General features: G+C 41.0%; 13 protein-coding genes. 8 read left to right on the plus strand and 5 right to left on the minus strand.

Features of this window, described 5'->3' with window-relative positions; genetic code table 11:
* Positions 1 to 228: 228 nt before the first annotated feature.
* The gene (lgt, locus tag ACQFX9_RS12890) at positions 229 to 1,104 is read right to left on the minus strand and encodes a prolipoprotein diacylglyceryl transferase (RefSeq protein ID WP_427162369.1); all 876 of its coding nucleotides are present in this window, start codon (positions 1,102 to 1,104) and stop codon (positions 229 to 231) included.
* Between the two features lie 243 nt (positions 1,105 to 1,347).
* Between lgt and coaD the strand changes: the two genes are divergently transcribed.
* The 3 genes from coaD (at position 1,348) to ACQFX9_RS12905 (ending at position 3,996) form a co-directional block, all read left to right on the plus strand.
* Positions 1,348 to 1,920, plus strand: a complete 573-nt coding sequence (coaD, locus tag ACQFX9_RS12895) for a pantetheine-phosphate adenylyltransferase (protein ID WP_427162370.1) — start codon at positions 1,348 to 1,350, stop codon at positions 1,918 to 1,920.
* Positions 1,809 to 2,498, plus strand: a complete 690-nt coding sequence (locus ACQFX9_RS12900) for a DivIVA domain-containing protein (protein WP_427162371.1) — start codon at positions 1,809 to 1,811, stop codon at positions 2,496 to 2,498. Before coaD ends, ACQFX9_RS12900 begins: the two co-directional genes overlap by 112 nt.
* A gap of 406 nt (positions 2,499 to 2,904) precedes the next feature.
* Positions 2,905 to 3,996, plus strand: coding sequence for a GUN4 domain-containing protein (locus ACQFX9_RS12905; RefSeq protein WP_427162372.1), 1,092 nt, complete (start codon positions 2,905 to 2,907; stop codon positions 3,994 to 3,996).
* A 129-nt stretch (positions 3,997 to 4,125) separates the two neighbouring features.
* Here ACQFX9_RS12905 and ACQFX9_RS12910 read toward each other — a convergent pair whose 3' ends face one another.
* The 3 genes from ACQFX9_RS12910 to ACQFX9_RS12920 all read right to left on the minus strand — a co-directional run bounded on the left by ACQFX9_RS12910 (position 4,126) and on the right by ACQFX9_RS12920 (position 8,223).
* A complete protein-coding gene (locus ACQFX9_RS12910; RefSeq protein WP_427162373.1) occupies positions 4,126 to 5,259 on the minus strand; it encodes a radical SAM protein in 1,134 nt (377 codons plus the stop codon).
* Positions 5,260 to 5,580: 321 nt separating this feature from the next.
* Positions 5,581 to 6,003: a hypothetical protein gene (locus ACQFX9_RS12915; RefSeq protein ID WP_427162374.1), complete on the minus strand. Its 423-nt coding sequence runs from the start codon at positions 6,001 to 6,003 to the stop codon at positions 5,581 to 5,583.
* A gap of 444 nt (positions 6,004 to 6,447) precedes the next feature.
* Positions 6,448 to 8,223, minus strand: a complete 1,776-nt coding sequence (locus ACQFX9_RS12920) for an SWIM zinc finger family protein (protein ID WP_427162375.1) — start codon at positions 8,221 to 8,223, stop codon at positions 6,448 to 6,450.
* 286 nt (positions 8,224 to 8,509) lie between these two features.
* Here ACQFX9_RS12920 and lpdA point away from each other — a divergent pair, with 286 nt between their 5' ends.
* The 5 genes from lpdA to ACQFX9_RS12945 all read left to right on the plus strand — a co-directional run bounded on the left by lpdA (position 8,510) and on the right by ACQFX9_RS12945 (position 14,507).
* A complete protein-coding gene (lpdA, locus tag ACQFX9_RS12925) occupies positions 8,510 to 9,937 on the plus strand; it encodes a dihydrolipoyl dehydrogenase (protein WP_427162376.1) in 1,428 nt (475 codons plus the stop codon).
* Between the two features lie 153 nt (positions 9,938 to 10,090).
* Positions 10,091 to 10,981, plus strand: a complete 891-nt coding sequence (trpC, locus tag ACQFX9_RS12930) for an indole-3-glycerol phosphate synthase TrpC (protein WP_427162377.1) — start codon at positions 10,091 to 10,093, stop codon at positions 10,979 to 10,981.
* Between the two features lie 401 nt (positions 10,982 to 11,382).
* Positions 11,383 to 11,616 carry a DUF5340 domain-containing protein gene (locus ACQFX9_RS12935; RefSeq protein WP_103140291.1) on the plus strand — a complete coding sequence of 78 codons (234 nt, stop codon included), beginning with the start codon at positions 11,383 to 11,385 and terminating at the stop codon, positions 11,614 to 11,616.
* Positions 11,617 to 11,904: 288 nt separating this feature from the next.
* Complete coding sequence (locus ACQFX9_RS12940) at positions 11,905 to 12,762, plus strand: hypothetical protein (RefSeq protein ID WP_427162869.1); 858 nt, start codon at positions 11,905 to 11,907, stop codon at positions 12,760 to 12,762.
* A gap of 164 nt (positions 12,763 to 12,926) precedes the next feature.
* Positions 12,927 to 14,507, plus strand: coding sequence for a protein kinase domain-containing protein (locus ACQFX9_RS12945; RefSeq protein WP_427162378.1), 1,581 nt, complete (start codon positions 12,927 to 12,929; stop codon positions 14,505 to 14,507).
* A 14-nt stretch (positions 14,508 to 14,521) separates the two neighbouring features.
* On the opposite strand, the gene ACQFX9_RS12950 is transcribed toward ACQFX9_RS12945, so the two are convergent.
* Positions 14,522 to 15,529 (minus strand): hypothetical protein, encoded by a 1,008-nt coding sequence (locus tag ACQFX9_RS12950; RefSeq protein WP_427162379.1) that lies wholly within the window; start codon positions 15,527 to 15,529, stop codon positions 14,522 to 14,524.
* Positions 15,530 to 15,590: the final 61 nt, after the last annotated feature.

The raw sequence follows: 15,590 nt of genomic DNA on the forward strand, positions 1-15,590 counted from the left end.
CCTCCCAAAAATTTTTTTGGAAATTTGCTCAGTATCTTTCCGGATTACCTCTATAGGAGTAGTAGAGAGAAATGGTAGATGCACCCTGGTTAAGCCCTGGAGAAAACTCTGGGGCATTTTTTATTTTTAGGCATTAGTCATTAGGGAACAGGGAACAGGGAACAGGGAACAGGGGACAAAATCTTGAATTTTGAATTGATCTGTCTCCAATCCCCAGTCCCCAGTCACCTAATCCCCAGTCACCTGTCCCCTTGGCTGCTCTTTCACGGGGGATACGACATCAGGTAAAGGGCGTTTCAGGAGATAAAGCCAAGCTAAACCGACTAATCCTAATGTCATTCCACTGAGGCTGACTACTTGTGCAATTCGTAGTGGCCCTAACATTAAGCTATCGGTGCGAAGTCCCTCAATCCAAAAGCGTCCCATGCTGTAGGCTACCAAGTAAACCATAAATAATGTTCCTAAGCGCAGACGTGGCTTACCTGATAAGCTTCGAAAGAATAAGGTTAAAAGCAAGCCAAATACCATTAAGTTCCACACAGATTCATAGAGGAACGTGGGATGAAAATATTCGTAATTGGCTAGACTTAAAGGGCGGCGTTCTGGTGGAATGTACAATTTCCACGGTAAATTGGTAGGACGACCAAAGGCTTCAGAGTTGAAGAAATTACCCCACCGTCCGATCGCCTGTCCTAAAATCAGCGAAGGCGCAACTAAATCTGCTAATTGCCAAAAAGGAACTCGTTTGAGTTTCGCAAAAATTAAAGCTGCCAAAACGCCACCAATAATCGCTCCATGAATGGCAATACCTCCCTCCCATATAGCGATAATCTTGCTAGGCTGTTTAGCATAATCTGACCATTTAAATAAAACATAATAAATGCGGGCAGCAGGAATTGCCGCAATTACCAGCCAAATTGACAAATCATTCAATAAATCTGGATCAATCTGACGACGTTTTGCAAGGTATTGGGAAAGGCTGACACCAATTAAGACAGCAATAGCGATTAGTAAGCCATACCAGCGAAGAGGCGTAGAGCCGATTTCCGGCCCTGGAGAAGTGAATACAAACGCCAGAGGTAAAGCAGCAAAATCCAGTACCATGTAAAGTTCCCCAAATCGTCAATAGTCAATAGTCAATAGTTATTAGTCAATAGTCAATAGTCATTAGGGAACAGGGAACAGGGAACAGGGAACAGTTTTTCTCATTTCCTACCTTGTCTACCTTGTCTACCTTGTCTACCTTGTCTACCTTGTTCCCAATCCCCAATCCCCAATCCCCAGTCCCCAATCCCCAATCCCCAATTCCTATATAATCTCCTCAGTAACTTCGATACCGTCAAAATTGTGATTGCTATTTATCCTGGTAGCTTTGATCCCATAACTCTCGGACACCTCGATATTATTCAGCGTGGTAGTCGTTTGTTTGATGGGGTAGTTGTGGCTGTATTGCGTAACCCCAATAAAGTACCACTATTTAGCGTACAGCAACGTGTAGAGCAGATTCGCCTGACAACAAAACATCTATCTAATGTAGAGGTAGATAGCTTTGATGGTTTAACTGTTAATTATGCCCAGCAACGAAAAGCACAAGTTTTGTTACGGGGTCTACGGGCTATTTCTGATTTTGAAGTAGAACTACAGATGGCGCATACTAATAAAACACTTTCTACTCAAATAGAGACAGTTTTTTTAGCGACATCAAATGAATATAGTTTTTTAAGTAGTAGTGTGGTAAAAGAGATCGCAAGATTTGGTGGTTCAGTCGATCATCTTGTCCCCCCTCAAATTGCCCTAGATATATACAAATGCTACAACCACAAGTATCCAATAGCGGCGAACCCAATCGCAACGGCAGCTACCCCCCAGAGTACACCAACGGAATCTCTCCCGGAGAAATTCCCGAAGCCGGAAACGTAGATATTCAGCAAGAACTCGATCGCCTAGAAGAGTTCATCCTCTCTAGTTTCCGCATCCCTCTGACGGGACGTACTATTATAGATGAGGAAAAATTATTAGAACAGCTAGATTACATCAGAGTTTCTTTACCTTCAGTGTTTCAGGAAGCAGCTGCCATCCTAGAACAGAAAGATGAAATTCTTTTAGAGGCTGAAGAATATGGACAACAGCTTGTTGATGCGGCTCAAGTCAAAAGATCGCAAATTTTAGCGGAAAGCGATATTGTCAGGCAAGCTCAACAAGAAGCAGAACAATTGCGGCGACAAGTGCAGCAAGAATGTGATGCAATGATGAAAGAAACTCTGAATGAAATTGAGTTAAAGCGGCGTGCTTGTCAACAAGAGTTAGAGGAAATGCGACAAACTGCGATCGCGCAGGCTCAAGAAATTGAAGGTGGTGCTGATGAATACGCTGATCATGTCTTAGAAGGTATCGAACAAGATTTAAAAGATATGTTGCGAATTATCACCAACGGACGACAACAGCTTAGATCCGACAGCCAGTCGCAGCGCAACTCACACTCCAACAGAAAAAAGTAACCTAGTAACTATACATAACTACTGCAAAGTGCAGATTTAAAAAGAAAGACTGCGGTTATAAGTTTTGTTTAAGTGTTTGTGACAAACATATAAGCATTTGCCACAAATGTTGTAATGTTTTGCCTTAATATTGTAATGTTTCGGGTTAACCTTTAAATGTTTTGTCTTAATGTTGTAATGTTTTGGGTTAACCTTTGAATGTTTTGTCTTAATGTTGTAATGTTTTGGGTTAACCTTTAAATGTTTTGTCTTAATGTCGTAATGTTTTGAGTTAACTTTTAAATGTTTTGCCTGAATGTTGTCATGTTGTGAACCAACGTAATGTGGCTGTCAGCTGCTCAGGAAAATCAAGTAAAAACACTATAATTTATCCTAAGCCTAATTTATCCTACTCCTGAGCGCAAAAATGGCAGAGGAATCTTTCAAGCTTTTCTTTTCTTACTCTCACAAAGATGAAACTCTACGGGATGAATTAGCTTACCACCTGAGTATATTGGAAAAGCAGGGTGTAATAGCCAGTTGGCATGACCGTGAGATACTAGCCGGAGAACAATGGCATGATCAGATTAGTGACAATTTAAACACAGCCGACATTATTTTGTTGCTTGTGAGTGCCTACTTTTTGGCTTCTAATTATTGTTGGGATGTGGAAGTTAAGAAAGCGATAGAACGCCATGATAAAGGCGAAGCTTGTGTAATTCCGGTGATTTTGCGGCCTGTTGATTGGACTGGCGCACCATTTGCTAAACTGCAAGCTTTGCCTAAGAATGCTGAACCTGTAGTGTCAAGATATTGGCATACTCAGGATGAGGCTTTCACGGATGTAGCTAAAGGTATTCGTGGTGCTGTGCAGAAACTCAAGCAGGAACGAGCAAAACGTCAACGCGAACTAGAAGAAGCTGAAGAAAGACAACAGGAAGCCGAAAGACTCAAAAGCGAACAAGAAGAAGCTGAGAAACTACGTCAGAAACTACGTCAAAATGAATTAGCCTCAGAAAAAGGTGTAGATTATAGTCGGTTGCGCGACTTACTAGCAGCAAAAAAATGGCAGGAAGCAGACAAGGAAACCTATCTGCTAATGCTTCAGGTAGTAGGGCGTGAAGATGGAGACTATATTAGAAGTGAAGAATTATTAAACTTCCCCTGTACTGACCTCCGTACCATTGACCGCCTGTGGGTAAAATATAGCAATGGACATTTTGGCTTCAGTGTTCAAAAGGAAATTTACTTAAGCGTCGGTGGTAAACTAAATGGTAAGTATTATCCAGAAGCCTGGGAAAAATTTGGCGATCACGTAGGATGGAGAGTGAATGGAAACTGGATTTGGTATTGTCATGTAACGTTTAACACGTCTTCCCCAAGGGGACATCTCCCTGGGGGAAGTATGACGGGGTATTGGGGTTTTTGGTGGGAGGTGGCGGAGAGGGGTGAGGAGTTGGGTTGGGGGGGGGAGGAAATATCTTCTCTCGCATCGAGACTTGTAAACTGTAACATCTAAGGTTTTCCGACATTTATTTCGTATCTGTCGCTGTAATTCCACAGAAATATAAACCTCACGCCACTTTGGTTTTACCTTCTAATCTATTTATTAAAGTTGGTAATAAGCACTTTACTCTTAGGTTGTAGGTTAACTCACAATTAAATGTGTTTGAGACTGTTCTTGAACAGCATAGACATTAATGAGTGCTTTAGCTTCAGGCGATCGCAAAATTTCATTTACCATAAATTGAATCATGGGTTTGGCGATCATACACTGGAGTTTGCCGACTTCATCATAAGAACGTTCACTAGAAATTGCTTCTACAAGATGTAATTGATCACACTTTTGATCAAACTCACATTGACGACAGGTTGCTGCTCTCTCTAGGCGAATTTTTGTAGCGTTTGCATAGGCTGAAGAAGTAAAAATTTCATTCAGGGATTGTTGGAAAACATTTCCCATAAAACCCTCTGGTGAATAAGCATCACCATGAGAGTAAGTATCCCCATTTGTGTTAATAATTAAAGCCCATTCTTTTTGAGATGGATCATAAATAGGAAATTTGCGCCCTGTTAAATATCTCACGGCTGCCTCAAAATAATCTTTGAGAGGTAAAATATCAATCTTTGATGAAGCTGCTAATTGTGCTACTGCTATTTTTTTTAAAGCTGTGACAATTTCTTCATGAGAAATTAGTAAATGCTTCATTCTCTCTGGAGACTCTTGGTGATTAAAAATTGGCAGCACTCTAAAATTGATATTTAATTCGTTGTAAAATTGATATATTTTCTCTACGTGATTAACGTTCAAAGCATGAAGAACAACTATCCCTGCAACAGCAATACCTCTGTCTAACAAACGTTGCAGATTACTTAAAACTTTTTCTTGTGAAACTCTCCCAGCAATATCAACTCGTTGATCACCGAAAACATCTAGTGAAAAACCCAAGGCAATGTTTAATTCTTGTAGTAAATCTATAGTTTTATTAGATATTTTAAATAAATTGCTCTGTACTGTTGTGCGATGAAATATGCCCTGTTCCGTAAAATATTGATCACATAATTGACAAATTGTTCGTAAATAATCATGAGGTAGAAGTAGGGCTTCTCCACCATGAAAAATAATTTCTATTGGTAAAGTTTCCTTTTGATTCAGAATGTACTGAGCTAAATTTTTTAAAAAAAACTCAATCTTTTCTATGGGCATTTTTTCCTGATGAGATAACTCATCATACTCATAGCAATAAGTACATCTCAAGTTGCATAGTTTACTTAATTTCATTACCAGATTCATACTCTAGTAATTCCTTTACAAATTTTTGTTTTTATCTTAAAACTACAAGGAATAGATGATGTTAGCGACCCTGCGAATTTTAGATTTTGGATTTTAGATTTTGGATACTTCGACAGGCTCAGTACAAGTTTTGGATTATTTGGGGTACAAGCCCCACCTAAGAGTGGGTGGAAAAATCTGAAATACTCGCTGCGCTGCGTCCGCTACGCTCTAAGCGCAGCTATGCCGCAGGCTTTACGTCAATCCAAAAGATGCTCCTGCGTCGCTAACGCTGCGCTATCGCAAATCTAAAATCCAAAATTGATTGACTTAATTACATTTGGATGGAGGGTTGCAGTCTTTCCACTTCACCTCTGTTACAACTTTCGGATCGAAATCACTGACTGAACTGTAAGTGATTTTTCCTGATTCTATTTTGAGAATTGCACCAATAGAAAGCCGATAGTAGCCATCCGGTGCAAGTTTTTTTTCTCCGTCGTTATTCACGATTACAGCAGAACCACCTTCAATGTATAGTGTATATTCTTCAGGTAAAGACACAAATTCTTCAGGTGATTGAGCAATGGAGATAGGATTGCCCACATTAGCCTCAGCTACAGGTAACAAATATGTTTCCAGACTCTTGGCTAATTGACTCACTATTGCATTGCCAGCATTTAACGGAGCAAAACCAGTTAAAATAAAGGCTCCAGCTAAAAGTCCTTTAGCTAGATTTTGATTATTCTCAGGCATTTTCACCTTCCTATTAGGTAGAAATAATTACCTTCAGTGTAAAAATTAAATTAACACATAGTAATTATTCCGACAATAGGACTATTTTCTATACAAACTATAATAATGATTCAAATTGATCAGCTTGAAATGATGCTGATAAACTTGTCAAAATTTATAGGAATCCGCTTTGATTCCTGAAATCATTTGCGTAGTAAGGGAAAAGGGAACAGGGAACAGGGAACAGGAAAAGAAGTAACAGAGATGTACTTAGCCTTTTTCAGAAATCAAATATGATTCCTATACATTCGTATATTTTGTTTAGCCTTTACCTCTGACTACTTCCAACCTAACAAGACACCAATGAGATCGCCTTGTTGATTCGTAATATATTGCACTGATTCAGACATAGGTTGATTTGCCAATGTCGAGACATTTAATCATGGTCTATGAACAAATCAATTCTCACTGCATACTATGTTCTTTTAACATCCCCATTAATTTCCGTTTACGTCCGTGAATTTCCATTAACTGTTCACGATAACCTGCCCAATCTGCTTGTCTACCAGATGCGATGTAGGCGGCGCGGGTTTGCTTTAACCATGCGATCGCTTCACTATAATATTCTGCTTTCCCCTCATCCATAATTCTTTCAGCACGACGGCGAGAATTGGCAATCACCCAGTCGGGATTGTGAGGAATGGCGGCTTTCATGACACGTTGAACTAAGGACGCATGATAATGACTGATTTCACTGACGGTGGTAATGGCATCATCAATTAAGCCTTCGTGTAAAAGTATATCCACTTTGTCTGGTTGGATTGCCCAATTATCACAGTTGTGGACAACTTTTAATAAATCGGGTTTAATAACTTCCCAATTTTCCCCAGCTAATTCTGCAATTTTTTGATAATCAACAAAGTGGGGTTTGACTTCAAAAGCAGCTTTAAGTGCTAATAAAGCCGCTTCCTGATTATTCAACTCTAAAGCTAAATCACACGTCCAAATCCCTAAAGCATACTGACAATTACCCCATAGCCTAAAACCAGTTTGGGCAATTTCTAAGGCTTGCGGTAATGAACCTTGTTCAGCCAGAGTTTTAGCTAAAGCAAAGGCTTCTTCCATTGAACTCATTTCCGTTTGGGCAGCTTTCACCGCTTCTTCTATTCTGCCTAAACGTCCTAACATGGTGAGATAGGCTTGAGTTTGTCCTTCTGCTTGCGACAAATACAGGTATTCTTGATAACGTTCTTGCCGTTCCAGAATTTTCAAGCGAATCATGGCTAAATCATCGGCATAATAGGGAATTTCTTGACCCCAAACTCCCCTCGTACTGATATTGCCCTGAAGTACCTGGATGATTCGTGGTTCATCCCAGCCTTGACGTAAAGCTTCTAAAGCCATAGCAAAGTCAGTATTCCATTCATCTTGCCAAACTTCTAAATTCACTTGAATATCAACTTTTTCCTCTGGGGTAAGTTCAGCAGAAAGAATCACCTCACACCAAGCAATATTCAATTCCCAGGCGATTTCATCATTATCTGCACCGTATTCTGATACCTCTTCCCAATTTTCCGCACAGGTAGCAGTAATTACTTCCAAAACAGCGATCGCATTATCATTTTCGCCTCGTTCGTTAAACTCTAAAGCCCCCTGCACTAAGCTAAATAATTCTTCCGTCAGGGGATCTTCCTCATACCCCTCCTCAAAATAATTCACCGCTTCCCGCAGAATCTGCTTGATTTGCCCCCGTAACGCTGGCAAATTGACGGTAATGTGTCTTTCTGTGACTGTAGATAATGGCTTGGGTGCAGGGTTAGTCATCCAACTAACGTGCTGATCGATAATCTCAATCAGTTGGGGTGCTTCTGCGACTAACTCTTGAATTAACCTTTGAGTCTGCACATGATCCAAACGGTTGAGGAGTTTTTCGAGAGTAGGGCGTTGCTCAATGATATCTGGTTGACGAATCAATACAAGTGCCGTCGCCACCAAATGTTTACACCAACCATCAAAATTGTAGGCACAGGTACAGTCAGCCAAGGTTACAGTCTTGTCATCAAAATTCAAGCTAACGCGATAAGGCTTGGTTTCGTGACCTTCCACTTCAGCTTGAAACTGCTGTCCACGTTGAGTAACTTTAGTAACAGCACCCGATTCAAAGTAAGCCTCGCCACGTTGAAAAGACTTAGAGTTAGCATAGCGACGGACTGTAAATTCACTAATATTCGGAAAAGACATTAAGCGATCGCCTGGAAAAATCCTATAGGTGATTTTAAATCAAGATTACTGGTTCAGGGTTCAGTGTGCAAATACTTTCACGGTCATAAGAGGCAGGGGGGCAGGGGGCAGGGGGCAGGGGAAGGAAGACAAGGGAGACAAGGGGGAAATTTTTACCTATGCCCCATGCCCTAAGAGTGATTTAATTTTGAATTTTGAATTTTGAATTTTGAATTCACAATGGGGGGTTGCACTACGAGCAGGTGAGGTCGAGAATAGATAATGCGAAGCACACGGGGAAACTAACGTGAGTCATGAATTTGATTACGATTTAGTCATTATAGGAGCTGGTGTAGGGGGACACGGCGCAGCCCTACACGCCGTAGGTTGCGGCTTGAAAACAGCGATTATTGAAGCAGCTGATATGGGTGGCACTTGTGTCAACCGGGGCTGTATTCCATCTAAGGCGTTGTTAGCCGCATCTGGACGTGTGCGGGAATTGCGCGATGCCCATCACCTGAAATCCTTGGGAATTCAAATTGGCGGCGTGGAATTTGATCGGCAAGCGATCGCAGATCACGCCAATAATTTGGTTTCTAAAATCCAAGGGGATTTAACAAATAGCCTCAAACGTCTGGGAGTCGATATCATCAGAGGTTGGGGTAAAATCGCCGGCACACAAAAAGTGACGGTGACTGGCGATGGTGGCGAAAAAACCATCACTGCTAAGGATATTATTCTTTCTCCTGGTTCTGTACCTTTTGTACCACCAGGAATTGAAGTAGATGGTAAAACCGTTTTCACTAGTGATCAAGCTGTGAAACTCGAAACCCTACCACAATGGATTGCCATTATCGGTAGTGGCTACATCGGTTTAGAATTCTCGGATATTTACTCAGCTTTGGGCAGTGAAATCACTTTGATTGAAGCCCTCGACCAACTCATGCCAGGGTTTGACCGCGATATTGCTAAACTCGCGGAACGGGTATTAATTACACCCCGCGACATTGAAACCAAAGTGGGAATCTATGCCAAAAAAGTAATTCCTGGTTCGCCTGTAGTGATTGAATTGGCAGATTTCAAAACTAAAGAAGATGTCGATGTCATTGAAGTTGATGCTTGCTTAGTAGCTACAGGACGCATCCCCGCTACCAAGAATCTCGGTTTAGAATCTGTGGGTGTAGAACTTGACCGTCGGAATTTTATCCCGGTTGACGATCGCATGGCAGTATTATCAGCCGGGGAGGTCGTCCCCCATCTGTGGGCAATTGGCGATGCTAACGGCAAGATGATGCTAGCACACGCAGCTTCCGCCCAAGGTATCGTCGCTGTGGAAAACATCATGGGACGGGAAAGAACAGCCGATTATCGCAGTATTCCCGCCGCCGCATTTACCCATCCTGAAGTCAGCTATGTCGGCTTAACAGAAACAGCCGCCAAAGAATTAGGACAAACCGAAGGTTTTGAAGTCGCCACCAGCAGAAGTTACTTCAAAGGTAATTCCAAAGCCTTAGCTGAAAACGAAGCCGACGGTATCGCCAAAGTCATCTACCGCAAAGACACCGGCGAAGTTTTAGGCGTACATATTTTCGGTTTACACGCCTCCGACTTAATTCACGAAGCATCCGCCGCCGTAGCCAACCGGCAAACAGTCCAAACCCTAGCCCATTTAGTCCACGCCCACCCAACCCTATCAGAAGTGTTGGATGAAGCCTATAAACGGGCAGTTGTTTAAATAAGGGTGTAGGGGTGTAAGGGTGGAAAGATACTTATTCATACTAAGTTCTTTCCCCCTGCCCCCTGCCCAATCCCCAGTCCCCAATCCCCAGTCCCCAATCCCCAGTCCCCAGTCCCCAATCCCCAATCCCCAGTCCCCAGTCCCTAAATTATGCAAATCCGCCGTCTGCAACCAAATCCAGCCATAAATGTCGCCTTTTTACGTTATCAAACTGCTTTACCAGATGCCCAACCCCAGAACATCCTAGAGGAAATTGTCTGGCATAAGGAAATCGAAGTTGAGCAAATGCGCGACAGAGTGCCTTTGAGAGAATTGCAAAAGCAAGCACTCACAGCACCGCCAACTCTGGATTTTGTCGCAGCTTTAAAAGAGGGTAGAACTAAACCTGCATTGATTGCAGAAGTTAAGAAAGCTTCCCCCAGTAAAGGTGTATTTCGGGAAGATTTTGACCCTGTGGCGATCGCTTTATCCTACCAAAAAGGTGGCGCAAGTTGTCTTTCGGTTTTGACGGATAGCAAATTTTTCCAAGGTAGTTTTGATAACTTGGCTAAAGTCCGTGAAGCCGTAGATTTACCACTACTATGTAAGGATTTTGTCATTTATCCTTATCAAATGTATTTAGCCCGATTGCGGGGTGCAGATGCAGTGTTATTAATTGCTGCTATCTTGAGTGATCAAGACTTGCAATACTTCATCAAAATTGCCAAGTCACTGAAAATGGCGGCTTTGATTGAAGTCCACAGCCTGGAAGAACTCGACAGGGTATTGGCGTTAGATGATGTTGCTTTAGTAGGCATCAATAACCGCAATTTAGAAGATTTTTCCGTAGATTTACAAACCACCTGCGAAATTTTGGCGGCTAGGGGTAGTCAATTGCAGTCAAGAGATATCCTCGTCGTCAGTGAGTCGGGATTACATACCCCAGAAGATTTAACTCAAGTATCACAAGCTGGTGCGGCGGCTGTGTTAATTGGCGAATCTTTAGTAAAGCAACCAGATCCAGCATTAGCGATCGCCCGTTTATTTTCCCAGTCTCCTTGAATACATTGGAAGCCAACAAAGTCGTGTAAATAAATTTACAACTCAGTCCTAATTTTTAGGTGCTGAGTCTTATATCTTGAGTGCAACTCCCCATTCAGCAAATACTTCCGTCACGTTACACTAGGTATAACTCAAACCTCAAAACCCTAAAACTCCCTGAAACTAAATATCTCAGGGACTTCCAGATAAAAAAATATTCAAACTGTAGGGTGCGTCAGTGCGAGAAAACCTAACTATACCAAGAGACTATTCATACTGACACATCCTACTAAGCTGCTGATTTAGGATAATTTATTTTTTGGTATTCCCTAAAATCTTAGTTAAATCTGTGGTTATTGTGTCAAAATTGACTGGACAGCAATTAGACATTCAGAATAAAAAATTACCAAATTGATAACTACATGGAGCAAATTCCCCTACCTTCACCCATCCACTACGAACTTATACTGCAACTATTAGAAAGACAAACCATGTCAGCAGTCAGTAGTAACCCTGAACTGCGAAATCAAGTGAATCAACTAATTATTACTCTCCGTAAAGCCGCAGTCCAACAAAAGCAATTGGAAGAAGCTTGTCAAGGTTCTTCTGTATCTATAGAACATCGTTGGTCAATTAATCATCAAAAAAATTCCTAAATTATCTGTACAGAAATATACGTAATTGCTTCATACCACTATGCTAAGGTGAACATAATATTGTATAAGTCTATTTAAAAGATTTAGCGGGGAATTCAACAGCAATCAACAGTTTACATTCAGCAATTAACACTCTCAGTAGTAAGAAGCTAAATTTTTAAGATTTTATGTGGCAACCTGATCTTTTTAACCATAAAATCGAAGAAAAGGTAAAGTTCACTAGAGCAGAAGCCTAAAATCAAGATGTTCTTACAAAAATCAGGGTTAAAAGCTATCAGTACACCTCCAATGGTAGATCGGATTAACGATATCGCTTGGCAAGCTCATCAAGGAAGCGTTGCCGCGATTATTCAACTATTAAACGACAAACTCACCAAGTCTGGTGTGAGAATCCGGGCTATTTTTGTCGATGGTGTCTTACAACTGTTGTGTGAAGCGGCGAAAGCAGAACTACTAGAGCAATCTAGTCTAGTAGAGCAAATCCAGCAAATCCTTGAATCCATTGCACCACGTAATATTCGCCGCATCAGAATTAACAGTAGACTAGTGCGGGAACAGCAATTATTGTGGTTGACAGAACTAGAACGCGAAAATCAATTACTTTGGTCACAGGAAATTACCCTGGCTCAACCAAACATTGTGCAGCAGCTGATTAAAGATTTCCAAATTGCTCAAATTGAACTTGGACAAAATAATTTACCGGAATTTTCTTCACTGTCTCACAAAGATAAGTTGAGAAAATCACCGCAGGTAAAATGGCAGTCAGCAATCGGTTTATGCTTATTGTTATCACTAGGTTGGATTGTATATAGCCAATTTGGTGAACATTTGAAAAACTTTGCGAAGCTAGATAATAACAGTAATTTTGCGACTGCTAATAGTAACCAAACATCATCCGTAGATGACAAATCTGATGATTCTTTCGCCGCAGCCGTACGAATTGCTAATCAAGCCTCTGCAACTGGAAAAATAGCGACAACCTCAACACAATGGTTAGAGCTAGCAGCTATGTGGCAAAGAGCTTCTGATTTAATGGCCGCAGTCCCATCAGATCACAGTCGCTATCAAGAGGCAAAAATACGGACACAACTGTATAAAAAGTATAGTGAAACAGCACAAAAGGAAGCCGACAAGAGTAAGCTGTAATTTAACTTCACTGCCATACTTGTTTCGGAAATGTCAATAAAGTTTCCTTGCAATAACTTAAGTAACACACAATATTTTTGTGTGTAAAAAGCCTATATACTTAAATAAATCTGCTGCCTGAGCAGAATATAGATACTAAATATATAAAATCTCAGATTTGACCCATGAGTTATCTTACTTGTAGTAAAGGACATCAGAGTGTAGGCGGTTCTAACTTTTGTTCTACTTGTGGGGAGGCGTTACATAGCTCCGGTAATACCTTAGAGCCTACCTTAATTGGTATCCAACCAGGAACTAGATTACGCGATCGCTACATCATTCGAGAAATGCTCGGTCAAGGCGGCTTTGGGAGAACTTATATTGCAGAAGATACAGGTCGTTTTAATGAGAAAGTAGCCCTCAAAGAGTTTATCCCTTCCGTCCAAGGAACTGGCGCACTCAACAAAGCCGTCGAGTTATTTCAAAGAGAAGCCGTCACCCTTTATCAGCTACAACACCCACAAATACCCAGATTTTGGGAAGCTTTTCAAGAAAACTCCCGTTTGTTTCTAGTAGAAGACTTTATCGAAGGTCGCACCTATGAATCATTATTAAATGAACGTCTCAGACAAGGGGGACGCTTCAGTGAAGCAGAAATCCTCAAACTATTTCAGGATTTGCTTCCTGTGTTAAGTTACCTGCATCGTCAAGGCGTAATCCACCGAGATATTTCTCCCGACAACATTATTTTCAGCACCAAAACAGGACTTCCTGTATTAATTGACATGGGTGCGGTAAAACAAGTGACGTTTAATGTCGCTACTAATTTACAACCAACACCAACCCCTGGAGGTACAAGCATTGGGAAGGTGGGTTATGCACCTGATGAGCAAATTAGATTAGGAATGGTTTCACCCAATAGTGATTTATATGCTTTGGCTGTCACCGCAATTGTTTTGATGACTGGTAAACAACCGCAACAATTGTTAGATCAATACACATTAACTTGGAAATGGGACAGGGAAATCACCGTCAGTTCCCTGATGAGTCAAGCCTTAAATCGAATGTTAGCGCCAAGGGGTGATTACCGTTTCCAGACTGCGGATGAGGTCATATCATTCTTGAATTTGGGACAAGTAAATCAAGGCTACAGCACACCAAATTACCAAAATCCAGGATATTCTACGCCTAACCCGTCAGGAAACCCCCCACCGAATTACCAAAATCCAGGATATTCCACCCCAAACCCGTCAGGAAATCCCCCGCCCAATTACCAAAATCCAGGATATTCCACCCCAAACCCGTCAGGAAATCCCCCACCGAATTACCAAAATCCAGGATATTCCACCCCGAACCCGTCAGGAAATCCCCCACCGAATTACCAAAATCCAGATTATTCCACACCGATTTACTCTGGTAACTCTACATCCGAACCAGTCAATAATTCGGGTTGTGGTCGTATTTTTGATGAATCTATTCCTGTTCCTCCAGAAATCAAAGGTTGGAATTGGGGAGCTTTTCTATTAGGAGTGTTCTGGAGTATTGGTAACAAAGTTTGGATTGGTCTTTTGTGCTTCGTTCCCTACGTCGGTTTCATCATGGCAATTATTTTGGGAATAAAAGGTAATGAATGGGCATGGAAAAGCAAAAGATGGGCTAGTATTGAGGCATTTAAAGCCAATCAAAGAACATGGGCGATAGTTGCATTATGTTTAACTGCCTTCTTCTTTGTTGTAGGATTTTTAGTTGGTTTAAGTGGTAGCTAAGATTCCGTACAAAATTAAGGAGGTGTAGCAATTGTCTTGATTTGTCCGATTTCTCCACTACCAAATTTACTTTCCATTAAAGTCCGAAACTCCTCAGCTTTTTTGGGATTATCAAAGGAAGCAACTTGTATAACTTTCCGTCCACTTGGTTGCTTAGTTAAAGCATAAGCATCTCTACAGAAATTATTTTTAACCTCTGTTAAGTTACTTTCGCTAAAGTCAATAGAAACTGGATGAAAATCTAATGGATATGCTGAAGGATCTGTAGGTGGTACATCTCCACATGATGCTCTAGGAAAAGATGATTCGGGAAAAGAGCCTACAGAAAACGTTTCAACTGGAGAAGGTAAAGTTTCTTTGGGTGAAACGGAATTTGTTTCACTTTGAGAAGTTTGAGTCTGAGCAGTTTGAGTTTGAGAGCCACATTGAGGAACTTCAACAACTAATCGGGGAGCGTTAGCTTCCTTGATTTTGACACCACATTGAGCAGGTACAAAAACTTCAAAACCTGGAGCTAAAGTCACATAACGAACTTTATCTCCATGCACAACCACTAATTTTGTAATTCCCACAGATTTTTCTGGTGGTTTTGCAACACTGAATTCTCCCACTGGAGTAGCTATACTGGGATGGAATGCTAAGGAAAATTCCCAATTCCAATTTTGGGTGTTTACGTCAATTTGTACAGGGACTGCAACAGGTTTAAATTCGACTACTATACCACCCTCTTGTGAAAACTGTTTTGATCTATCAGCAAATTCTTTTTCAAACTCTTGATATGCTGTGAGAAAAGTCTTACTCTGTAATACTATTTCTTGGGGAGATTGAGCAGAGCTAATACCTTTTAATAACGCCAACCATTGAGCATGAAAATCTTCCATTGACTCAGGAGGTAAAACAGGAGTTAGGAGAGATATATTTTGTTCACTAATTTCCTTTAAATCATCAAATGCGGATTTTAATTTTTCTTTGTGTTCTTCTGCTTTTTCAGTTTGACTTATTTCGTTATTTACATTAACCAATGAATTTAGTTCAATGAGCAGGTGTGAATTATTAGCTGTAGATTCTAAAGCCTTCTCAAAT

Origin of the sequence: Aliinostoc sp. HNIBRCY26 (assembly GCF_050235535.1) — a bacterium.
Taxonomy (GTDB): Bacteria; Cyanobacteriota; Cyanobacteriia; order Cyanobacteriales; family Nostocaceae; genus Trichormus.

What these genes read in the sequence shown, in the direction of transcription:
- trpC (WP_427162377.1), top strand. Translation starts at nt 10,091, where the DNA reads ATGCAAATCCGCCGTCTGCAACCAAATCCAGCCATAAATGTCGCCTTT.
- ACQFX9_RS12935 (WP_103140291.1), top strand. Translation starts at nt 11,383, where the DNA reads ATGGAGCAAATTCCCCTACCTTCACCCATCCACTACGAACTTATACTG.
- ACQFX9_RS12900 (WP_427162371.1), top strand. Translation starts at nt 1,809, where the DNA reads ATGCTACAACCACAAGTATCCAATAGCGGCGAACCCAATCGCAACGGC.
- ACQFX9_RS12940 (WP_427162869.1), top strand. Translation starts at nt 11,905, where the DNA reads ATGGTAGATCGGATTAACGATATCGCTTGGCAAGCTCATCAAGGAAGC.
- ACQFX9_RS12945 (WP_427162378.1), top strand. Translation starts at nt 12,927, where the DNA reads ATGAGTTATCTTACTTGTAGTAAAGGACATCAGAGTGTAGGCGGTTCT.
- ACQFX9_RS12905 (WP_427162372.1), top strand. Translation starts at nt 2,905, where the DNA reads ATGGCAGAGGAATCTTTCAAGCTTTTCTTTTCTTACTCTCACAAAGAT.
- ACQFX9_RS12915 (WP_427162374.1), bottom strand. Translation starts at nt 6,003, where the DNA reads ATGCCTGAGAATAATCAAAATCTAGCTAAAGGACTTTTAGCTGGAGCC.
- ACQFX9_RS12910 (WP_427162373.1), bottom strand. Translation starts at nt 5,259, where the DNA reads ATGAAATTAAGTAAACTATGCAACTTGAGATGTACTTATTGCTATGAG.
- lgt (WP_427162369.1), bottom strand. Translation starts at nt 1,104, where the DNA reads ATGGTACTGGATTTTGCTGCTTTACCTCTGGCGTTTGTATTCACTTCT.
- ACQFX9_RS12920 (WP_427162375.1), bottom strand. Translation starts at nt 8,223, where the DNA reads ATGTCTTTTCCGAATATTAGTGAATTTACAGTCCGTCGCTATGCTAAC.